This window comes from Trinickia fusca (genome assembly GCF_003628145.1).
Lineage (GTDB): Bacteria > Pseudomonadota > Gammaproteobacteria > Burkholderiales > Burkholderiaceae > Trinickia > Trinickia fusca.
The window spans coordinates 1-18859 of sequence record NZ_RBZV01000013.1 but is presented as its reverse complement, the minus strand read 5'-3'; the positions used below and the strand labels follow the sequence as shown (position 1 = coordinate 18859).

At 63.6% G+C, this 18859-nt stretch carries 21 protein-coding genes; 5 read left to right on the top strand and 16 right to left on the bottom strand.

The window, feature by feature from the left end; genetic code table 11:
• Window positions 1–121: 121 nt before the first annotated feature.
• Window positions 122–3715: an indolepyruvate ferredoxin oxidoreductase family protein gene (locus D7S89_RS22520; RefSeq protein ID WP_121281095.1), complete on the bottom strand. Its 3594-nt coding sequence runs from the start codon at window positions 3713–3715 to the stop codon at window positions 122–124.
• Window positions 3716–4094: 379 nt separating this feature from the next.
• On the opposite strand from D7S89_RS22520, the gene D7S89_RS22515 reads away from it, so the two are divergent.
• Entirely contained in the window at window positions 4095–4298 is a 204-nt protein-coding gene (locus tag D7S89_RS22515) for a hypothetical protein (protein ID WP_147426743.1), read from the top strand.
• Window positions 4299–4374: 76 nt separating this feature from the next.
• Here the strand turns inward: D7S89_RS22515 and hppD are convergent, their stop codons facing one another.
• Window positions 4375–5469 (bottom strand): 4-hydroxyphenylpyruvate dioxygenase, encoded by a 1095-nt coding sequence (gene hppD / locus D7S89_RS22510; protein ID WP_121281093.1) that lies wholly within the window; start codon window positions 5467–5469, stop codon window positions 4375–4377.
• A 158-nt stretch (window positions 5470–5627) separates the two neighbouring features.
• Here hppD and D7S89_RS22505 point away from each other — a divergent pair, with 158 nt between their 5' ends.
• Complete coding sequence (locus tag D7S89_RS22505) at window positions 5628–6119, top strand: Lrp/AsnC family transcriptional regulator (protein WP_121281092.1); 492 nt, start codon at window positions 5628–5630, stop codon at window positions 6117–6119.
• A 10-nt stretch (window positions 6120–6129) separates the two neighbouring features.
• On the opposite strand, the gene D7S89_RS22500 is transcribed toward D7S89_RS22505, so the two are convergent.
• The 9 genes from D7S89_RS22500 to D7S89_RS22460 all read right to left on the bottom strand — a co-directional run bounded on the left by D7S89_RS22500 (window position 6130) and on the right by D7S89_RS22460 (window position 13417).
• Window positions 6130–6780, bottom strand: a complete 651-nt coding sequence (locus tag D7S89_RS22500; RefSeq protein ID WP_121281091.1) for a GNAT family N-acetyltransferase — start codon at window positions 6778–6780, stop codon at window positions 6130–6132.
• A 236-nt stretch (window positions 6781–7016) separates the two neighbouring features.
• Window positions 7017–7622, bottom strand: a complete 606-nt coding sequence (locus tag D7S89_RS22495) for a TetR/AcrR family transcriptional regulator (protein ID WP_121281090.1) — start codon at window positions 7620–7622, stop codon at window positions 7017–7019.
• 6 nt (window positions 7623–7628) lie between these two features.
• On the bottom strand, window positions 7629–8465 hold the full coding sequence (locus D7S89_RS22490) for a DUF1835 domain-containing protein (protein ID WP_121281190.1): 837 nt from the start codon (window positions 8463–8465) through the stop codon (window positions 7629–7631).
• A 141-nt stretch (window positions 8466–8606) separates the two neighbouring features.
• Entirely contained in the window at window positions 8607–9695 is a 1089-nt protein-coding gene (gene paaE, locus D7S89_RS22485) for a 1,2-phenylacetyl-CoA epoxidase subunit PaaE (protein WP_121281089.1), read from the bottom strand.
• Window position 9696: 1 nt separating this feature from the next.
• The gene (gene paaD, locus D7S89_RS22480) at window positions 9697–10251 is read right to left on the bottom strand and encodes a 1,2-phenylacetyl-CoA epoxidase subunit PaaD (RefSeq protein ID WP_121281088.1); all 555 of its coding nucleotides are present in this window, start codon (window positions 10249–10251) and stop codon (window positions 9697–9699) included.
• 64 nt (window positions 10252–10315) lie between these two features.
• The gene (gene paaC / locus D7S89_RS22475) at window positions 10316–11119 is read right to left on the bottom strand and encodes a 1,2-phenylacetyl-CoA epoxidase subunit PaaC (protein ID WP_121281087.1); all 804 of its coding nucleotides are present in this window, start codon (window positions 11117–11119) and stop codon (window positions 10316–10318) included.
• A gap of 7 nt (window positions 11120–11126) precedes the next feature.
• Entirely contained in the window at window positions 11127–11411 is a 285-nt protein-coding gene (gene paaB, locus D7S89_RS22470; protein ID WP_121281086.1) for a 1,2-phenylacetyl-CoA epoxidase subunit PaaB, read from the bottom strand.
• Window positions 11412–11457: 46 nt separating this feature from the next.
• Complete coding sequence (gene paaA, locus D7S89_RS22465) at window positions 11458–12456, bottom strand: 1,2-phenylacetyl-CoA epoxidase subunit PaaA (protein ID WP_121281085.1); 999 nt, start codon at window positions 12454–12456, stop codon at window positions 11458–11460.
• A gap of 142 nt (window positions 12457–12598) precedes the next feature.
• The gene (locus D7S89_RS22460) at window positions 12599–13417 is read right to left on the bottom strand and encodes a hypothetical protein (RefSeq protein ID WP_147426742.1); all 819 of its coding nucleotides are present in this window, start codon (window positions 13415–13417) and stop codon (window positions 12599–12601) included.
• Here D7S89_RS22460 and D7S89_RS27675 point away from each other — a divergent pair.
• The gene (locus tag D7S89_RS27675; RefSeq protein ID WP_147426741.1) at window positions 13416–13595 is read left to right on the top strand and encodes a hypothetical protein; all 180 of its coding nucleotides are present in this window, start codon (window positions 13416–13418) and stop codon (window positions 13593–13595) included. The two genes, D7S89_RS22460 and D7S89_RS27675, sit on opposite strands and share 2 nt — an antisense overlap.
• A 16-nt stretch (window positions 13596–13611) precedes the next feature.
• Here the strand turns inward: D7S89_RS27675 and D7S89_RS22455 are convergent, their stop codons facing one another.
• Entirely contained in the window at window positions 13612–15237 is a 1626-nt protein-coding gene (locus D7S89_RS22455) for a hypothetical protein (protein ID WP_147426740.1), read from the bottom strand.
• 182 nt (window positions 15238–15419) lie between these two features.
• Between D7S89_RS22455 and D7S89_RS22450 the strand changes: the two genes are divergently transcribed.
• A complete protein-coding gene (locus tag D7S89_RS22450; protein WP_121281189.1) occupies window positions 15420–15623 on the top strand; it encodes a hypothetical protein in 204 nt (67 codons plus the stop codon).
• A 25-nt stretch (window positions 15624–15648) separates the two neighbouring features.
• Here D7S89_RS22450 and D7S89_RS22445 read toward each other — a convergent pair whose 3' ends face one another.
• From D7S89_RS22445 to D7S89_RS22435, 3 genes are all read right to left on the bottom strand, one after another.
• A complete protein-coding gene (locus D7S89_RS22445; RefSeq protein WP_245983164.1) occupies window positions 15649–16068 on the bottom strand; it encodes a lytic transglycosylase domain-containing protein in 420 nt (139 codons plus the stop codon).
• 98 nt (window positions 16069–16166) lie between these two features.
• Window positions 16167–16595, bottom strand: coding sequence for a hypothetical protein (locus D7S89_RS22440; protein ID WP_121281081.1), 429 nt, complete (start codon window positions 16593–16595; stop codon window positions 16167–16169).
• Window positions 16596–16610: 15 nt separating this feature from the next.
• Window positions 16611–16988 carry a hypothetical protein gene (locus tag D7S89_RS22435; protein WP_121281080.1) on the bottom strand — a complete coding sequence of 126 codons (378 nt, stop codon included), beginning with the start codon at window positions 16986–16988 and terminating at the stop codon, window positions 16611–16613.
• 345 nt (window positions 16989–17333) lie between these two features.
• Between D7S89_RS22435 and D7S89_RS22430 the strand changes: the two genes are divergently transcribed.
• Complete coding sequence (locus tag D7S89_RS22430) at window positions 17334–18611, top strand: SGNH/GDSL hydrolase family protein (RefSeq protein ID WP_121281079.1); 1278 nt, start codon at window positions 17334–17336, stop codon at window positions 18609–18611.
• A 42-nt stretch (window positions 18612–18653) separates the two neighbouring features.
• Here D7S89_RS22430 and D7S89_RS27670 read toward each other — a convergent pair.
• A partial coding sequence (locus D7S89_RS27670; RefSeq protein ID WP_220702194.1) for a hypothetical protein occupies window positions 18654–18859 on the bottom strand: 206 nt, incomplete at its 5' end.

Below are 18859 nucleotides of genomic sequence, written 5' to 3'. Positions count from 1 at the left end.
GCCGCGCATCGGCCCGATAAAGCAAAAGGCGGCTGTCCTCACAGACAGCCGCCTTTTTTTCAACTCGGCCACCGCCCTAGGACGGTGACCTTTACGCCTTCGACGCTACAAGCCTGACGCCTCAGGCCGCATGCCGCGTCGCACCGCCCGGCGTGCGCCAGCGCGCCAGCAGATCGTTCCACTTCACGCGCACGGCCTTGAGGTTGTTCTCCTTCACGTGGCCGTAGCCGCGAATGCCGTCGGGCAGCGTCGCGAGTTCGATCGCAAGCGCGAGGTTCTCGGCCTTGAGCCCCTTGATCAGCTCATGCACGAGCGCTTCGTACTCGTTGATCAGCGCCCGCTCGGTGCGACGCTCCTCGGTCTTGCCGAACACATCGAGTGCCGTGCCGCGCAGGAACTTCAGCTTCGCGAGCAGCTTGAACGCCGTCAGCATCTGCGGACCGTACTGCTTCTTCACGAGATGGCCCTTGGAGTCCTTCTTCGCGAGCAGCGGCGGCGCGAGATGGAAGTTCAGCTTCCAGTCGCCTTCGAACTGCGATTGCAGCTTGGCGAGGAAGGCCGGATCCGTCTGCAGACGGGCGACTTCGTACTCGTCCTTGTACGCCATCAGCTTGTGCAGGTTGCGCGCCACGGCCTCCGTGAGCGACTCCTGCGCCGCATCGCGATCGAGGGCGCGTTCGGCAGCGCGCACTTGCTCGACGAGCGTCTGATAGCGCTGCGCGTATTGCACGTTCTGATAGGCGGTCAGGGACTCGACCCGCTTGGCGATCAGTGCGTCGACCGACTTCTTCGTATGCAGCGAAATCACTGCGGCGCCTGCACCGTCCTGGCCTGCTTGCGCGGCGGCCGGGGTGGCGGCACGACGGACGCTGGCCGGATCGTGCGCTGCGCGGCGGCCCCATTCGAACGCGGCGAGGTTCTTCTCGACCTGCACGGCGTTGAGCTCGATCGCGCGCGTGAGCGAGCGGTACGACAGCGGCAGCCAGCCGCGTTGCCACGCGTAACCGAGCACGAACGGGTTCGTGTAGATCGCGTCGCCGAGCAGGGCCGTGGCGAACAGGTTCGCGTCGATGAGGTCGACGTGCTCGCCGGCCGCTGCGCGGACGTCGTTCTCCGTGCTCGAGCCCGGGAACGTCCAGTTGGGATTCTTGATGAACTCGGCCGTCGGCGTCTTCGAGCTGTTCACGACCACGCGCGTCTGGCCGAACTTCATGCGCGAGGTGCACTCGTCGCTGGCCGTCACGATCGCGTCGCAGCCGATCACGAGATTCGCTTCGCCCATCGCAATACGCGTCGCGTGAATCTCGGTCGGCGCATTGCCGATCTGCACGTGGCTCATGACCGCGCCGCCCTTTTGCGCGAGGCCCGTCACGTCGAGCACCGTCACGCCCTTTTGCTCGAGGTGCGCAGCCATGCCGAGCAGCGCGCCAATCGTCACGACGCCGGTGCCGCCTACGCCCGTCACGAGCACGCCATACGGGCGGGTGATCTCGGGCAGTTGCGGTTCGGGAATCGGCGGCAGGTCCGCCTCGGCCTTGGCGCCGACTGCCTTGGGCTTGCGCAACTGGCCGCCTTCGACGGTGACGAAGCTCGGGCAGAAGCCCTTCAGGCACGAGAAGTCCTTGTTGCAGCTCGACTGATTGATCTGACGCTTCGTGCCGAACTCGGTTTCGAGCGGCTCGACCGACAGGCAGTTCGACTGCACGGAGCAATCACCGCAGCCCTCGCAGACGGCGTCGTTGATGACGACGCGCCGTGCCGGGTCGGGGAATTCGCCCTTCTTGCGGCGGCGGCGCTTCTCGGTCGCGCAGGTCTGGTCGTAGATGAGGATCGTCGTGCCTTCGATCTCGCGCAGCTGGCGCTGGATATCGTCGAGCTGATCCCGGTGATGCACGGTCACGCCCGGTGCGAGCAGCGTCGTGCCTGCGTACTTCTGCGGCTCGTCGGTGACGATGACGATCTTCTTCGCGCCTTCCGATGCCAGTTGATGCGTGATCTGCGGGACCGTCAGCACGCCGTCGACAGGCTGGCCGCCCGTCATGGCGACCGCATCGTTATAGAGAATCTTGTAGGTGATGTTGACCTTCGCCGCGATGGCGGCGCGGATCGCGAGCAGGCCCGAGTGGAAGTAGGTGCCGTCGCCGAGGTTCGCGAACACATGCTTTTCGTTCGTGAACGGCGCCTGGCCCGTCCAGGGCACGCCTTCGCCGCCCATCTGGCTGAACGTGCTCGTGTTGCGGTCCATCCAGGTCGTCATGTAGTGACAGCCGATGCCGGCCAGCGCACGCGAGCCGTCGGGCACGTTCGTCGACGTGTTGTGCGGGCAGCCCGAGCAGAACCAGGGCTTGCGCTCGGCCGTGATGCGCGGCTTGGCGAGCGCCTTTTCCTTCGCTTCGATGATGGCGATACGCGCCGCGATGCGCTCGCGCACGTCCGAGGGCAGGTCGAATTTCTCGAGCCGCGTCGCGATCGCCTTCGCGATCAGCGCCGGCGACAGCTCGTAATGCGCGGGCAGCAGCCAGTTGCCCATCGGCACCGACCATTCGCCGCCGGCGCCGTCCTTTTCGTCGAACTTGCCGAATACGCGCGGGCGCTGGCCGTCGGGCCAGTTGTACAGCTCTTCCTTGATGGCGTATTCGAGGATCTGACGCTTTTCCTCGACGACGAGAATTTCGTCGAGCCCCTGCGCGAACGCGTGCGCACCTTGCGCTTCGAGCGGCCAGACGCAGCCGACCTTGTAGAGGCGGATGCCGATGCGCGAGCAGGTTTCGTCGTCGAGGCCGAGGTCGGCGAGCGCCTGGCGCACGTCGAGGTAGGCCTTGCCGGCCGTCATGATGCCGAAGCGCGCATGCGGCGAGTCGATCTCGACGCGGTCGAGCTTGTTCGCGCGCACATAGGCGAGCGCCGCATACCACTTGTAGTCGAGCAGCCGGGCTTCTTGCACGAGCGGCGGGTCGGGCCAGCGGATGTTCAGACCGCCCTCGGGCAGGACGAAGTCGGTCGGCAGCACGATTTCCGTGCGATGCGGATCGATGTCGACGGAGGCCGACGATTCGACCACGTCGGTCACGCACTTCATCGCGACCCACAGGCCCGAGTAGCGGCTCATCGCCCAGCCGTGCAGACCGAAGTCGAGGTATTCCTGCACGTTCGAGGGGAACAGCACCGGCACGCCCGATGCCTTGAAGACGTGCTCGGACTGGTGCGCGAGCGTCGAGGACTTGCAGGCGTGGTCGTCGCCGGCCAGCACGAGGACGCCGCCGTGCTGCGCCGTGCCGGCCGAGTTGGCGTGCTTGATGACGTCGATGCTGCGGTCGACACCGGGCCCTTTGCCGTACCACATCGAAAACACCCCGTCGTACTTGGCGTCGGGGTACAGATTCACTTGCTGGCTGCCCCAGACCGCAGTCGCGGCGAGGTCTTCGTTGATACCGGGCTGGAAGACGACCCCATGCGAAGCCAAATGCTTCTTCGCTTTCCACAGTGAGAGGTCGAGGCCGCCGAGCGGCGAGCCACGGTAGCCGGACACGAAGCCGGCCGTATTGAGCCCTGCAGCCTTATCGCGCTCCTGCTGAAGCATCGGCAGACGGACCAGCGCCTGGATGCCGCTCATATAAGCGCGGCCGCGTTCGAGGGTGTATTTGTCGTCGAGCGTGACGGAAGACAACGCGGCTTCGAGCGAGGCTCGCTGGCCAGCGTCTAGCGGGGCATTCATTGTATGGACTCCTCCAACCCTGTTTGGGATCACCAAAGCTACCGAGCATCGGCATCTTTTGAATACGTCAGCCGGGGCCGCCATATTGACGGTATTTGGGCGATGGTAGCACTGGTAGAAACCCGTCGCAGCCAGTAAAAAAATGCTGTGCTGTGATACAGGGCCAGCTATTCCAACTGCTGGGAGGCTTACAAAATGTCAGCTGATTGCGATTTGTAGTCAGACGGTTGCGATCTGTAACGCGCGTAACGTCATGTGTGAAAGCTGGAACATGACCCGCTCGTGGGGTCTAATCGGTAACTCGTCTGACAAGCGAGCCGTTGTCAGTGGTTTGCATCCGCGATCCACGCAGTAGATGCAGTTGTTGAAAGGAGCCCGAATGAATACACGACACGTCCAGAGTTTCCTCATGGTGTCCACCGCATTCTTCGCGATGAACCTGCCGGTCCGTTCGGCAGACGCCAGTACCCTTGCGGCCGCGGTGTCGCACACGACTCGTCTGGAGTCGGTGGGCGTAGGCGGCGAGCCCGCTGCGCCGGACACGCCGGCCGCAGACGAACGAAAGCTGCGCGCGCGCCGTTGATCGGGCCGCGCTAATTGAAAAAAGGGCGAAGCGCTGGTGAGGCGCTTCGCCCTTCGTCTTTCTGAGGCGGCGTTGATTACTTGTCCTGGACGACGCCGCGGCGGATCTGATCGAGCTCGATCGATTCGAACAGCGCCTTGAAGTTGCCTTCGCCGAAGCCCTGGTTACCCTTGCGCTGGATGATCTCGAAGAAGATCGGTCCGATCTGGTTCTCGGTGAAGATCTGCAGCAGCAGGTCGTCCTTGGCGCCGTCGATGAGGATCTTGCGTTTCTTCAGCTCCTCGAGCGACTCGCCATGGTCCGGCACGCGGCGATCGACGAGTTCGTAGTAGGTGTCGATCGTATCGAGCAGCTTGATCTCGGACGCACGCAGACCGTCGACGGTCGCGTAGATGTCGTCCGAGCCCAGCGCGATGTGCTGAATGCCTTCGCCATGGTAGGCGTCGAGGTATTCCTGGATCTGGCCGGGCGTGTCCGAGCCTTCCTCGTTGATCGGGATGCGGATCTTGCCGCACGGCGAGGTCATCGCCTTCGACTTCACGCCCGTCACCTTGCCTTCGATGTCGAAGTAGCGGACTTCGCGGAAATTGAACAGGCGCTCGTAGAACCCGGCCCATTCCTGCATGCGGCCGCGGTGCACGTTGTGCGTGAGGTGGTCGATATAGGTGAGGCCATGGCCGACCGGGTGCTGATCGGCGCCTTCGATGGGCACGAAGTCGACGTCATAGATGTCGATGTCGCCGATGCTGCCCGGCGCCGCGCCGTTCTTGCCGCGCCAGCGGTCCACGAAATAGATCAGCGAATCACCGATGCCCTTGATGGCCGGGATGTTGAGCTCCATCGGGCCCGTCTTGTTGTCGAAGCCCCAGGCGCCGAGTTCGAGCGCGTGCTTGTAGGCCTTCGCGGCATCCTGCACGCGAAACGCGATCGCACAGATCGACGGGCCGTGCAGGCGGGTGAAGCGCTGCGCGAACGAATCGACTTCGCCGTTGACGATAAAGTTGATGCCGCCCTGGCGATAGAGCGTCACGTCCTTGTGACGATGGCGCGCGATGGCGGTAAAGCCCATGCGCTCGAAGAGCTTGCCGAGCGCCTTCGGGTCCGGTGCCGTGTATTCGATGAATTCGAAGCCGTCGGTGCCGACGGGGTTGTCCCAGCCTTGAAACTGCATGCTTGTCTCCTGAATGGACCCGTTGTGCTCGGCGCCTGCCGGCCTTGGGAATAAGCGCAAGTGTATAGCCGCGACGTTGATAAAAACTTGCGAAGTGGGCCGCGGCTACATACGATGGCGCAATTTACTGCCAACGACTGCCGCTTTGGAGTGAGAAAATGGCCGAGATCGAACTGGACGCCGTAGACCGCCGCATTCTCGCGATCCTTCAGGAGAACGGACGCCTGTCGAATCAGGAAATCGCCGAGCGTGTGAATTTGTCGCCGAGCCCATGCCTGCGGCGTATCCGGCGGCTCGAGGAGAGCGGTGTGATCCGGGGCTACGTGGCTTTGCTCGACGCGCAAAAGCTCGGGCTCGGGCTGTTGGCCTACGTCAACGTGCGCCTTGAAAAGCGCGGCGGCGCGACGGGACGAGCCGGCACGACGCACGCGGAGCTGTTTCGCGCCGCCGTGCAGTCATGGCCTGAAGTCGTCGCGTGCCACGCGATGACGGGTGAAATGGATTACCTGCTGCGCGTGCAGGTCGAGGATATGGTGCACTTCTCGCGCTTCGTGCAGGACCAACTGCTGCACCATCCGTCGGTGATCGACGTGAAGACGAGCTTCGCGCTCGAGAGCTTCAAGGAGACGACGGCGTTGCCGATCCTTTGAGTGGTGCCGCTCAGGCAGCCACCTCAGCGCCCATCATTGCCTCGACCAACTGCGTCGTGCGGCGCACCTGGCGCTTGATGGCGTAATCGAACACGGCCGCCTGTTCCTGCAACATCTCGGCGATGATGCTGGTCTGGTCGGCTGGCGGCAGCGTCAGGTACGCATCGGCGTTGCCATACGCGTATTCGATCTTCATGCCGGCCTTCTTCGCGATGTGCATCATCGTCGTATTGCGCGACAGGCAGTACATATACAGCGTCGTCACGTGCGTATTGCGGCTGCGGATCGCGGCGCGTTCGAACAACTTCGAGCCGATGCCCATGCCGCGCGAGCGCTCGAGCACCGAGACGCCGAACTCGGCCGTGCGCTTGTCGCCCTCGGCCGGCAGATAGGCCAGGTGACCGACACCGGCGAGCTCGAGCTCATGATCGAAGACGCCGAACACCGTGTCGCGCGTGAAGTCGATCGAGCGAACGTAGTTCTCGATGACGGCGTTGCGCACAACTTGACCGAAACGCAGCAGGCGATCGTCGTCGCCGAGCGCGAGAAAATGCTCGAGCAGTTGATCGCGGTCGATGGCGGTCAATTCCCGCACGAGAACGGAAGTGCGGCCGAGATCCTCATCGACCATGGCGGCGGCGTGGGGGCGGTGCGTGTTCATCGTTGGGTTCTCCTGTTCGTCCTGCGTGCTCTGTTGCAGCGCAGTGCAATTTTAGCCGAAGCGCATGTTTGACTATAGGGAAAACCCGAATCGATGCTGGAGTGCGGCCTCTATTGATCGCTTGAATATCGATCAACCTATTGATAGGTAAGGGTTTGTTGGTGGTGTTGCACCGGTGCAACCATAGCCTGAGGCACACCTTGCTGTAGGTGTGTCATGCTGCATTGCGGCATTGATCAGGTGTCGGTGCGCAGTCCGTGTTCGAGCACGGCGACCACTTGGTCGGCGAAGTCCCGATAGCTGAGCGGGCCGCCAGGCTTGAGCCACGTGAAGGTCCAGTTGATCATCCCGAAGACCATCATGGTGAGCGCGGTCTGGCTCTCCTTGGCCGCGCGCTCGGGATAGGCGCGTGCGAGCTGCCGCGCAAAGGCCGCGACGATATCGCGCTGCCGATCGAGAATGACCTCGCGCTGCGTTTCGACGAGGTACTTCACGTCGTTGAGCAGCGCGACGTGCCGGCTGTGCGAGGTCTCGTATTCGGCGAGGAACGCGCGCACGAGCTCCGCGAACGTCTCGCGCTCGGACAGGCCGCGCCGCTGACTCGAGCCTTCGACCTCGGCGATGATCAGCATCAGCCGCTTCGTGTAGCGGTCGAGCAGGTCGAACAGGATCGCTTCCTTGCTCTCGTAGTAGTGGTAAAGACGCGCCTTGGAGGTGCCGCTTGCCGCGGCGAGCTCGGCCATCGACGTGCTGGGATAGCTCGTCTGGGCGAATTTGGCGGCAGCCAGATCGAGAATCTGCTCGCGCTGCGTTTCGTGATCGGGTGCTCGTGTACGGGCCATGACAAATTAAAAAGCGCGCGCCGGGCCGCGCTTGACGTTCGCCTCGGTGGCGCGAATTTGCAGCGTGCGCCAGCTGCCGTAGCCGTCCGGCTCGCCGCTCAGTTCGACGAGCCCGGCCGCTGCCGCTTGCCGGCACCGCCAAAAGGCGATCGTGTCGCTAACCAGAAAGCCGACATCGGCCACCATGAGCTCGCCGGCCACGCGCGCCGCGTTGCGCCACTCCGTGCTCGCATGTTCGGCCACGAGCGCGTCGAGCTCGGCGAAGGTGCCGCGCTTGAACGTGTTGTCGCGCCAGGCACGCGTTTCGGCATTGACCTGCTTGACTTCCTGCCACTCGAGCGCCAGCCGACCGATGCGCAGCACCGAGATCGGCGCCGCATCGGCGAGCTTGGCGAGCAGTACCTCGGGCGCGAACATGCCGACCGCCGTGGCACTGTCCGCGCGCGCCGAAGCGCGGGCCTCGGGCGGCAGATCGTCGGACGAAAGCCGGACTTCGTTGAGGCGCTGCGGCTCGTTGCGCAGGTGATAGGCCACACGGCGCAACATCAGTTGATTGGCCGCGCTCTGGCCATGCCAGATGACGACGGGCGCATCGGAGTCGACGAGCGCTTCGAGGCGGGCGGCCTCGTCTTCGAGTTCGCGGGCGAAGTCGATGTCCGAGTCGCCAAGGACGTTCTGCCAGAACGTCGCGCGTACGCTCGGTAGTTCGTCTGCGCCGCGCAGCGGGCCGACGGCCAGATCGTCGCGAAGCTCGACCACCTGATCGGGGCGTTTGGCTCGCGCGAGGGCCTCGCGCAAGGAGTCGGCGGCGGCGCCGCCAGGCGTGATGTGTTGGGTGCTCATCGGTTTGCCGCTGTCGCGGATCGCGTCCTGCGTCTTGCGTCTTGCGTCGTCAATGGATACGCCCGACAACGCGCGTGCTTGGCTCGCGCGTTGCGGACGTTACGCGGGCGCTAGTTTACGCGAAACATGCGGCTCGCCGGCTTATCGCTCGTCGTAACTGACGACGACACGATCGCTGACGGGGTGGCACTGGCACGTCAGCACGAAGCCGTCGCGGATTTCCTGTTCTTCGAGCGTGTAGTTCTTCTCCATGCGCACTTCGCCTTCGACCACCTTCGCGCGGCAGGTGCAGCACACGCCGCCCTTGCATGCATAAGGCAGCGCGAGGCCCGCGCGCAGGCCGACGTCGAGCAGGCTCACGCCTTGATAGGGCAGACGCAGCTTGCGGCGCTTGCCGTCGAGGACGATCTCGAGGTCGGCGGCTGGCGCCGACTCATCGATTTCGACGGCAGGCGCGCCCGCTTGCGGCAGCGGCGTGCCGAAACGCTCGACGTGAATCTTCTCGCTGGCCACGCCTGCTGCGCGCAGCGCTGCCTCGGCGGCGTCCATCATCGGCGCGGGGCCGCAGATGAACGCTTCGTCGATGCCGGCGGCCGGCACGAGCGTATCGAGGAACGCTGCGCATTTCGGCTGATCGAGCACGCCATTGAAGAGCTCGACGTCCTGCAGGTCGTCCGACAGCACGTGATACAGCACGAACCGGTCCATGTAGCGGTTCTTCAGGTCCTCGAGCTCTTCCGCGAACATGATCGCGTCGACGCTGCGGTTGCCGTAGATCAGCGTGAACGTGCTGCGCGGCTCGACGTCGAGCGTCGTCTTGATGATGGCGAGCACGGGCGTGATGCCCGAGCCGCCCGCGAACGCGACGTACTGCTGGCCTTGTTCGGCGTTCAGATGCGTGAAGAACCGCCCGTCGGGCGTCATCACCTCGATCATGTGGCCCGGCTGGAGCGTATCGAACGCGAAGTTCGAGAAGCGCCCGCCGCGCACGCGCTTGATGCCGATCCGCAGTTCGCCGTCGCGGTCGTAATCGGTCACGCCGATGCAGATCGAATACGAACGGCGTGTCTCGACGCCCTCGATATGCGTCTTGAGCGTGACGAACTGACCTTGCGTGAAGCGATACTGCTCGCGCAGCTCCATTGGCACTTCGAACGAGACGGAGACTGCGTCTGCGGTTTCGGGCCGCACGTCGCGGATGCGCAACGAGTGAAATTGCGGGGTGGCCATATCAGTAGGGTTTGAAATAGTCGAAGGGTTCGCGACAGTCGATGCAGCGATAGAGCGCCTTGCATGCCGTCGAGCCGAATTGCGCGAGGCGTTCGGTGTGCGCCGAGCCGCAGCGCGGGCAGGCCGGCGCCGCAACGGGACGCGGCACGAAGCGGATGGGCTGCACGTTGCCGTTTGATGCTGGCGATGCGCTCGCGCAGCGTCCGCTGGGCGGCGCAATGCCGTAGGCGCGCAGCTTCTCGCGGGCCTCGTCGGTGATCCAGTCGGTCGTCCAGGCCGGCGCGAGGACGGTCTCGATGCGATACGGCGAGAGCTCGGCATCGTCGAGCGCGCGGGCGATGTCCTCGGCGATCTGCGACATCGCCGGGCATCCCGAGTAGGTCGGCGTGATGACGACTTCGAGCGCGCCGTCCGTCGCACGGTTGACGGCGCGCAAGATGCCGAGCTCGCGAATCGATACGACGGGGATCTCGGGGTCCGGCACCGCCTCGAGCACCGACCAGGCGCGAGTCAGCGTCTCGTCGGCGCTTAGTGGGTGAGCTGCGAGGGCGTTCATCGTCTGACAGTTCGTTGTCGGTAATGGTCGCGGCGCCCGCCGCACGATGTCGGCGGGCATGGCCTTACCAGGTCGCGCCCGGATGCTGACGCGCCAGGCTTTGCATTTCGGCGAGCAGGAAGCCCATATGCTCGGAGTGTTCGCCGTGCTTGCCGGTGCTGACGTGCTTGACGGGCTCGGGCAGCGAGAGCGTCGCTTCGGCGAGCGCTTCCTTCACATCGTCCAGCCAGGCCGCTTCGAAATCGGCGGCACGCACACCGAGGCCCGCTTGCACAACGGCATCTTCGACGGCATCGGCCGCGAAGAACTCACGCGTGTAGGGCAGCAGATAGTCGAGCGCGGCTTGAGCCCGGCGATGCGACTCGTCGGTGCCGTCACCGAAGCGCACCAGCCACTCGCGCGCGTGGTGCCAGTGGTAGCGCGTCTCCTTGATCGATTTCGAGGCGATTGCCGCGAGCTGCGTATCTTGCGACGTCTCGAGCGCTGTCCAGACGTGCGCCATCAGCGCCGCGTAGAGGAAGTTGCGCACGATCGTCACCGCGTAGTCGAGGTTGGTCTGCGCGGTGCCGCAGAGCGGCCCGTAATGCGGCAGCTCGGCGAGCGTGTAGTTGGCGAATTCGCGTTCGGTGCGGAAGTACGCGTAGTCGTCTTCGGTCTTCTTGGTGCCGGTCAGCGTTTCCTCGAGCGTCGCCGCGTGCGTGTAGAGCAGCCGTGCCTGACCGATCAGATCGAGGCTCATGTTGGCGAGCGCGATGTCCTCTTCGAGCACGGGGCCGTGGCCGCACCATTGCGCATTGCGCTGACCGAGGATCAGCGCGCTGTCGGCCAGGCGCAGCACGTAGGCGAGATGTTCGGGCGTGGTCGTCATGACGGGCTTACATGTGGTTGACTGCGTCGGGCAGCGTGTAGAACGTCGGGTGGCGGTAGATCTTGTCGCCGGCCGGCTCGAACAGCTCGGCCTTCTCGTTGGGATCGGAGGCGGTGATCGCCGACGACGGCACGACCCAAATGCTCACGCCTTCCTGACGGCGCGTGTAGACGTCGCGCGCCATGCGCAGCGCCATCGACGCGTCGGCTGCGTGCAGGCTGCCGCAGTGCTTGTGGTCGAGGCCTTGCTTGCTGCGCACGAACACTTCCCAGATCGGCCATTCCTTGTTCATCGAATCTCTCCTGAATACCTTGCGAAAGCGCGGATGCCGCGGGCAATCACGCGGCTTGTTGCTGCGCGCGCTGGCGCTGTTTTTCGGTGTGGGCAAGGGCGGCTTCGCGCACCCATGCGCCGTTGTCGTAGGCTTTGACCCGCGTGGCGAGGCGCTCCTTGTTGCAGGGGCCGTCGCCGTTGACGACGCGCCAGAACTCTTCCCAGTCGATCACGCCGTAATCGTGATGGCCGCGCGCCTCGTTCCACTTGAGATCGGGGTCCGGCAGCGTGACGCCGAGCACTTTGGCCTGCTCGACCGTCGCATCGACGAATTTCTGCCGCAGGTCGTCGTTCGTAATGCGCTTGATGCCCCACTTGGCCGACTGATTGCTGTGCACGGAGTCCTTGTCGCTCGGGCCGAACATCATCAGCACGGGCCACCACCAGCGGTTCACGGCCTGCTGCACCATCGCGCGCTGCGCTTCGGAGCCTTGCATCATCGCCAGCAGCGCGTCGAAGCCTTGGCGCTGGTGGAACGATTCCTCCTTGCAGATGCGGATCATCGCGCGCGCATAGGGGCCGTACGTGCAGCGGCACAGGGGGATCTGGTTCATGATCGCGGCGCCGTCGACGAGCCAGCCGATCACGCCGACGTCCGCCCAGGTCGGCGTCGGGTAATTGAAGATGCTCGAATACTTGGCCTTGCCGCTGTGCAGCGCTTCGATCAGCTGATCGCGCGAGACGCCGAGCGTTTCCGCTGCGCTATATAGATAGAGACCGTGGCCGGCTTCGTCCTGCACTTTGGCGAGCAGGATCGCCTTGCGCTTGAGGCTCGGCGCGCGCGAGATCCAGTTGCCTTCGGGCAGCATGCCCACGATTTCCGAGTGCGCGTGCTGCGAGATCTGACGCACGAGCGTCTTGCGATAGGCGTCGGGCATCCAGTCCTGCGGCTCGATCTTGCCGTCGGCGGCCATGACTGCGTCGAAGCGGGCTTGCTCGGCCGAATCGGCGCCGGGCTCGAGCGGTGCGACATTGCCCGGAATGTCGAGGGATTGCGTGTACATGGGAACGCTCTCTTGGTCCGAAGTTGTACGTTATCGCGAAGTATAAACCAACCGACCGGTCGGTTAATAAATTATTTTATGGGGATGTATCGAGGGGTGGCATGCACGATCGAGGCGCTGCGGGTCGAATGGCGGGGCTGGACTAACGTGGACTCTGCGCGACCGTTCGGACAATGACGGAGGTCAACGTACCTGGCTTGTTTTCTGGCAGAAACATCGTCGGCCGAGGTTGCCAACTCTGGACGACGAATTCATCCGGCCGCACGGTTGGGTCACCCGCCAGTTCGCGGTATCGTTCGACGGCATGGTCTGTCCATTGAATGTCGGTGTGGTCGCCTGGATCGCCGTCGACGACGACGCCATAAGCGATACCGGCCTCATGCAACCGAGTCTTCCAAACGGCCAATTGCGGTTTCCAATTGTTCTGCCAGATCAGATCGGCCTGCAGGAACGACAACCGCCGTCCCGTCTTCTCGCCGAATAGCTCGGCAAATCGAAGAATTTCCGCGAACCGGCCGGGGGTTTGATCCGAGACGGGTTCGATGTCACCGAACTTGACGGCGGGAAAGGCAGCCACGAAGACCTCGATATTGGGGGTGATGTTGTCTACGACTTCCTCGGCGGTGTATTGGCAAGCGCCCGCGCGATGGGCGAAGTGTCCCCATGTCATGGGCTCGTCGAAGGCGACGTACGCGATTTCCCCGCCCATCTGCGAGACACGGCGCACGGCCTTCTGGATAACTGCTGCGGTCGTATAGCCTGGCACGCCGTTACCGCACTTCACACTGGTCGTCAGGATCTCCGCCTCCATCGCAAGCGCGATGTGCCGGCGACGCAGATCTTCAATCACGGCCCTCAATTGCGAGTCGCTGGCCCGGTGCAGAAACTGCGTAGAGACCTTGAATATCTGTATCGAAGCGGCGGACCTTTGCCACGCGGCATCCGGGTGGAATAGGTCCATGAAATCGTTTCCGGCGACCGTTCGTGCAGGAACTTGTGTCGACGCCGCGCGATCGGCCGCTACCACCGGATCGACCCCGGACAACCAGACTTGTTGCGACCGGCACGCCGAAGAGAACATCAATGCCGCGATGACACCAAGCCAAATCGCTCTGCCGTGCATCCTTTCCCTCGCCTGATCATGTTCACGATGCTTCAGCCCTGCGGAGGAAGCAGCACAGAAGCACCGCGTAGCCGTTCGTTCCCCGTGAAGCGAGCCCGGATGGTCGGCTTCGCTCCGCCCGCGAATGTATTGCTCAACGTGTAAGAGAACCGGCCGTCGGCATCGGTCTGCGCGGCGCCGAGGATCAGTTCGGTCGGCTCGAGACTGATCATCCGACGCTGCACTTCGTGTCCTGCCGCATCGACGAAGAGCACGCCCACGGAGCCCGCGCGTTCGGCTTGCGTGCTCACTGCCAGCGGAATCTCGAAGGTGAACGAAGCCCCGGGTTGCACCGGAAATTGGGGGGAGTTCGTCGCAACGGACTGTACGGCCGTCACATCGACCCGGCTCGGGGGGAAGCGCCGTACGTTGTCACTGCCCTCACTATAGAGAGCCGATCCGAGACGCGCCGTGACAGCGCCCGCACAGGTCGCGCAGTTCAACTCTCTATTTGCGCGTATCGCGAGCACTGCCGCATGCGCGCTGGCCGGCACACGGCCGCTGATGCGCTGTTGAACCGTCGCGTCATCTTGGGTGTCGCCGATCGTGCTGAACAGAATGGCAACGTTGGCAACCGGCGCACCGTCGAGATCGATTAGCCGCCCGACGAGCTGCGTACCATCGCGCCTCGAGGTGAGACTGGTTCGCGGCTGAAGGTAACGCAGCGCGATGTGGGTGAGGGTGTCGCTTGCCGTTTCGGGTAACACGCGAGTCGGAAATTTTTCCCAGGTCTGGAACAGCGCATCGTCGGGATGCAAGCCAAGTTCGGTTTCCGCCGCGTCGGCATGTCGGATAGCTGCTTGCGCCCACGATGCGTCGCTCGTTCCTTGCGGGCCCGCGTTATAAATCACCCCGAAGCGAACGTGTCGACGTTTGAGAAACCCGGCAAGCGGGACGAGGTTCCTCATGGCTTGCGGCGACCAGCTCTCGTCCGCGTGGAAGAACGCGAGTGGTGTGCCCGTCGATTTGGCGAACGCGTCGACCCACTCCTGAGTGGCATCGACGAAATCAGTCGAGTAATAGACTACCTCCACGTCGCCGATTTTGACGCCGGGGAAGATGCGCCTGGCGGTGACGATGTTGGGCGCGATGTCTTGCGCGAGTTGTGCGGCCGGCAGCTTACAGGCATCGGGGCCGGCATATTGATGGCCGTAATAGAACGGTTCGTCCATCGCGAGGTAGTCTAGATTGCCCCCCAACCGCTTGATGCGCAGCAGAATATGCTCGACCAAGCCGGGCTCGCCATATGCCTCCGTTTTTTCGCGGCAATGATCGGAGATGCTCAACATGCCGATTTCCAGCGCGAGCGCGATATGGCGTTCACGCAGGTTGGCGAAGAGTTGCCGCAAGTCCTCCTCGCGCCCTTGTGAGGCGAAACCGGGCCCGATCTTGAACACGCGCGTTTGCCTGGCCACCGTAGGCCAAGGCGCGTCGGGGCGGAACAGATCCATGTAATCGGCGCTTGCGTCCCATCGATGCGCCTCGCGGACAACGGGATCAACCGGGGCAAGCCAGATATCCGTGGCATTGACGGCTTGGGGAATGGCGCTCAACGCCGCACATACGATCAATCCGATGGACGCGCTCAGGCTGCGTCGGGATTTCTCCTGTGGAACCATGGGGTACCTCCAGTGAGCCCACGCAAACAGGGAGGATGGAACCGTGCTGCCACGCATAGCATAGTCAAAACACGGTAGACGTCCGGAGGAGTTTTCTTTTCAGGCGATTACGGAGCGGGCCGCCGGCGCGACGGCTATTGACTAGACTGAAAGGACCGCCCTTGTTGCCTCACAACGTGATCATGACGACCATCTACTTCGTGAAGACCGGCGCGCACTACCTCTGTCCCGGAGAGGACGGCGATGTCGGCATCACCCCCTCGATCGAAGAAGCCGGGCATTTTCTTTCGTATGAGGAGGCAGAGCGGGCAGCGCGCGAGCACGCCGACCCCGGCTACCAAATCATCACCACGATCCTGGAACAGGGGCCGCTGGGAAAAGCTTAAAAAGCGGCTGGGGCCAGGGCGATCGTTATTTCGCCATGCCCCACGAGACGAGCACGCCGTGAATGCTGCGTGCGTATTGGTCGCGCAGCGTAGGTGTCTCGGAGTGATAAGCGCCAATGGCCTGCCACGTGTTGCCGTAGCGGATCATCTTTTGTTTGACCATCCACGCGGCGACGTAGATGTTCACGCAGGCGTCCTTGAGCGCGCTGGGCGGCACACCGTAGCGACGCAGTTCACTGAAGTGAACGGAGTTGATCTGAGTCTGGCCTACGTCGATGCTGCCGTCCGCGTTGCGATGGACGGCATCGGGGTTGCCCTTCGATTCGAACCAGGCGATGGCGCGCAGGATCGTCGGGTTCACGCCCTGGTAGGCGCCCGCGCGCGCGAAGCAGTCGTCGTCGGAAGCGTGTGCGGCCACCGGCAGCCCCGCGAGGCAGGCGGCCATGAGCAGGGCAAGCCCGGGGCGGGCACGGTGAGCGTGCTGCTCGGGCGATGTCGGACGCTTCATCATGGCGAGCGGGTCCTTTCTGGCGGTTGGGCGCCTTAGCGCGTCATGGCTAGCGATACGGCGTCGGTGGGTACGCGCGCTTCGCGGGTGGAGCCTTGCATGACCTCGTCCAGCTTGCGCTCGACGGTCGCGAGGTAGGTATGCGATTCGTCGCTGACGACCACGCGCACGGAGGTTTCCACCACCGCCACTTTGTGCGCGGGCCCGCGACGCGACTTCTTCGAGCCGTGGCGGGTGGTGGCCGGTGTGGCGGGGCCGTCATCGGCTTCGTCCGCGCCGGAGCCCGGCAGCGATGCGAGCGACGGCAACGGCGGAAACAGTTGGTTGGGCGCGGCCGATTCCGTCGGCTTGGCGGTCAAAGCCTTCGAGGTGGCGAGCGAGAAGGCCTGCCCGTCGGACGCTGGCGCGCAATAGGCGCTACCGCATGCGACCACGGCGACGAGAGCGGTTGTGAAGCGAAGCATGAGTCGTCTCCGAGGTTAGTCGCTAGCCCTAACCTGAACGCTGTATGGCTGGCAGCTACCGACCGTCACGTTCTCGAGGTGCACATTGCCGGTGCGCCCGGCCGGAATACCGCGCCGCACCGATTGGTTCAGATAGGGAAAGTCCTGCGCGAGCGCCGCGATGACGACCGTGGCCGGCCGCGGCTGTTTCGCGGCGATGGCGCCGGCTTTCGCGAGCACTTCCGTGAGGTGCGGGTCATGCGCCCCGAGCGCATCGGCCGGAATGACGAAGTCGGCGATCTTGGTCGATCCGGCCTGCGTATCCGGACGCGGGCTGCCGTCCGAGCGCATGGCTTGCAACTGAGCGCACCCGGATAGAGCGGCCACGATGATGAGACTGGTGAACAGTTTCAAGGTTGTCTCCTGCACTGAGAACTGCTTTATCGGCAAGGAGTCCCAAATGATTTACCCCGGTTCGCGAGAAATACCGGGAAAACGAGCAAGTCGATTTGCTCAGACAATTCTGTTGAGGAGCGGGCGCTTATCCGCTGATGATAATTAGTCATTCTTACTATTTAGTGACCCATCATCGGCGAGTTAGGTTTCCGCCTGGCGTTCCGTTGACGGACGCTCGGCGGCCGTCGATCTATCGCAGTGGTCGTGACGACTGCGGACGCAGACGAGATTTTTTGAACGTATAGGAGCGTGCGCGATCGTAGTCCTGTTCGAAGCATTGATTTAGGAACTCGGAACACTGGCATGACTGTGCGAGCGCTCGTTACGTCGGTCGCTGCCCTGTGCGGCGCTGCGTTGATATTCGGAGGCGCGGCGACCGGCGCCCTCTCGGCCCCGACAGGCTGGGTGACGTCGTGGGCCACCGGGTTGCAGTCGATTCCCGAACTGACCGATCCGCCCATGCTTTATCGAGCGCCCGACGTCGGCGGGCGCACCGTACGCGAAATCGTTTATCCGACGTTGTCGGGGCGGGCTGTGCGAATCCGTATGAGTAATATTTATGGACGCACGCCGCTCGAGGTCGCCGACGTCCGTATCGCGCAGTCGGCGGGTGGTGCGTCGGTGCGGTCCGGCACGTCGATGCCTGTCACGTTCGGCGGGCGTACTTCAATCGTCGTCGCCCCTGGGCGTGAGGTCGACAGCGACCCTATAGCGATCGACATGCATGCCGGTGTGCCGTACGCGATCAGTATATTGGCGGGCGCGCAGCAACGCGTCACGGCTTGGCATCGCGTGGCGAATCAGATCAATTACGTTTCCACGCAGGGCGACCATACCACCGACATCGGCGCCGGCGCGTTTTCGAAGCGATTCACGGAGCACGCATGGGTGAGCGCGCTGACGGTGGATGCCGTCGCGCCGGCCGCCGCGGTCGTGGCGATCGGCGATTCCATTACAGATGGGTTGCGCTCGAGCCTGAATCGCAATCGACGTTGGCCTGACGTACTCGCGCGGCGTATCGGTGAAGCAGGGGATCGCACGACGGCCGTGCTGAACCTTGGCATCAGTGGCAACCGGCTACTCAGCGATTCGCCTTGTTATGGCGAAGCGCTCGAGCGTCGCTTCGACCGCGACGCGCTGAGCCAGCAGGGCGTGAAGACGATCGTGCTCATGATCGGCATCAACGACATCAATTTCGCGGCGATGCCGCCACGGGTTGGGCTCGACTGCGACGCCCCCCATACGACTGTGACCGCTGGCGACTTGATCGCGGGCTACCGGCACCTCGTCGATGCCGCGCATCGTCGCGGCGTGCGCGTGATCGGCGCGACCATGACGCCGGCGGCGCTGCCGCCGGAGCGTGAGCGCATCCGTACTGCGGTCAACGAATGGATTCGCACGGGCCGTGCGTTCGACGGCGTAGTCGACTTCGATGCAGTGCTCCGCGATCCCGCGCAGCCCGGTCAGCTGCGGCGCGACTATGACAGCGGCGACCGCATTCATCCGAACGATGATGGCTATGCGGCGATGGCAGTCGCGGTGCCGCTCGCTTGGCTGACGGCCTCCGGACGCGGTTCTTAAAAAAGTGCGTCATAGGCTTGTCATGCGCGTCTGCTTGGTCTATTATTCGCCTCCTCTTAACGAGGGACGAAGTGAGAGCAGGGCTGCGCGGGAGTTGAAGTAGAGCGCGCGGCACGTTTGATCGAAGACTGGTTTTGAACGCTGAGTGAAGTAAAACGAAGCGAAGCGAAAAAAACAGTTGACGAATGAAAACGAAGTCTGCATAATCTCGTTTCTCTGCTGCTGACGCAGCGACGCAAGACGGTAGC

Bases quoted from the DNA above. Each gene is read 5' to 3' on its own strand.
- D7S89_RS22460 (WP_147426742.1), bottom strand. From the start codon at position 13,417: ATGGACCTATTCCACCCGGATGCCGCGTGGCAAAGGTCCGCCGCTTCG.
- paaD (WP_121281088.1), bottom strand. From the start codon at position 10,251: ATGAACGCCCTCGCAGCTCACCCACTAAGCGCCGACGAGACGCTGACT.
- D7S89_RS22500 (WP_121281091.1), bottom strand. From the start codon at position 6,780: ATGAACACGCACCGCCCCCACGCCGCCGCCATGGTCGATGAGGATCTC.
- D7S89_RS27675 (WP_147426741.1), top strand. From the start codon at position 13,416: ATGAAATCGTTTCCGGCGACCGTTCGTGCAGGAACTTGTGTCGACGCC.
- D7S89_RS22445 (WP_245983164.1), bottom strand. From the start codon at position 16,068: ATGGCCGCCTGCCTCGCGGGGCTGCCGGTGGCCGCACACGCTTCCGAC.
- D7S89_RS22495 (WP_121281090.1), bottom strand. From the start codon at position 7,622: ATGGCCCGTACACGAGCACCCGATCACGAAACGCAGCGCGAGCAGATT.
- paaA (WP_121281085.1), bottom strand. From the start codon at position 12,456: ATGTACACGCAATCCCTCGACATTCCGGGCAATGTCGCACCGCTCGAG.
- paaE (WP_121281089.1), bottom strand. From the start codon at position 9,695: ATGGCCACCCCGCAATTTCACTCGTTGCGCATCCGCGACGTGCGGCCC.
- paaB (WP_121281086.1), bottom strand. From the start codon at position 11,411: ATGAACAAGGAATGGCCGATCTGGGAAGTGTTCGTGCGCAGCAAGCAA.
- D7S89_RS22490 (WP_121281190.1), bottom strand. From the start codon at position 8,465: ATGAGCACCCAACACATCACGCCTGGCGGCGCCGCCGCCGACTCCTTG.
- D7S89_RS22520 (WP_121281095.1), bottom strand. From the start codon at position 3,715: ATGAATGCCCCGCTAGACGCTGGCCAGCGAGCCTCGCTCGAAGCCGCG.
- D7S89_RS22515 (WP_147426743.1), top strand. From the start codon at position 4,095: ATGAATACACGACACGTCCAGAGTTTCCTCATGGTGTCCACCGCATTC.
- hppD (WP_121281093.1), bottom strand. From the start codon at position 5,469: ATGCAGTTTCAAGGCTGGGACAACCCCGTCGGCACCGACGGCTTCGAA.
- D7S89_RS22450 (WP_121281189.1), top strand. From the start codon at position 15,420: ATGACGACCATCTACTTCGTGAAGACCGGCGCGCACTACCTCTGTCCC.
- D7S89_RS22505 (WP_121281092.1), top strand. From the start codon at position 5,628: ATGGCCGAGATCGAACTGGACGCCGTAGACCGCCGCATTCTCGCGATC.
- paaC (WP_121281087.1), bottom strand. From the start codon at position 11,119: ATGACGACCACGCCCGAACATCTCGCCTACGTGCTGCGCCTGGCCGAC.
- D7S89_RS22440 (WP_121281081.1), bottom strand. From the start codon at position 16,595: ATGCTTCGCTTCACAACCGCTCTCGTCGCCGTGGTCGCATGCGGTAGC.
- D7S89_RS22430 (WP_121281079.1), top strand. From the start codon at position 17,334: ATGACTGTGCGAGCGCTCGTTACGTCGGTCGCTGCCCTGTGCGGCGCT.
- D7S89_RS22455 (WP_147426740.1), bottom strand. From the start codon at position 15,237: ATGGTTCCACAGGAGAAATCCCGACGCAGCCTGAGCGCGTCCATCGGA.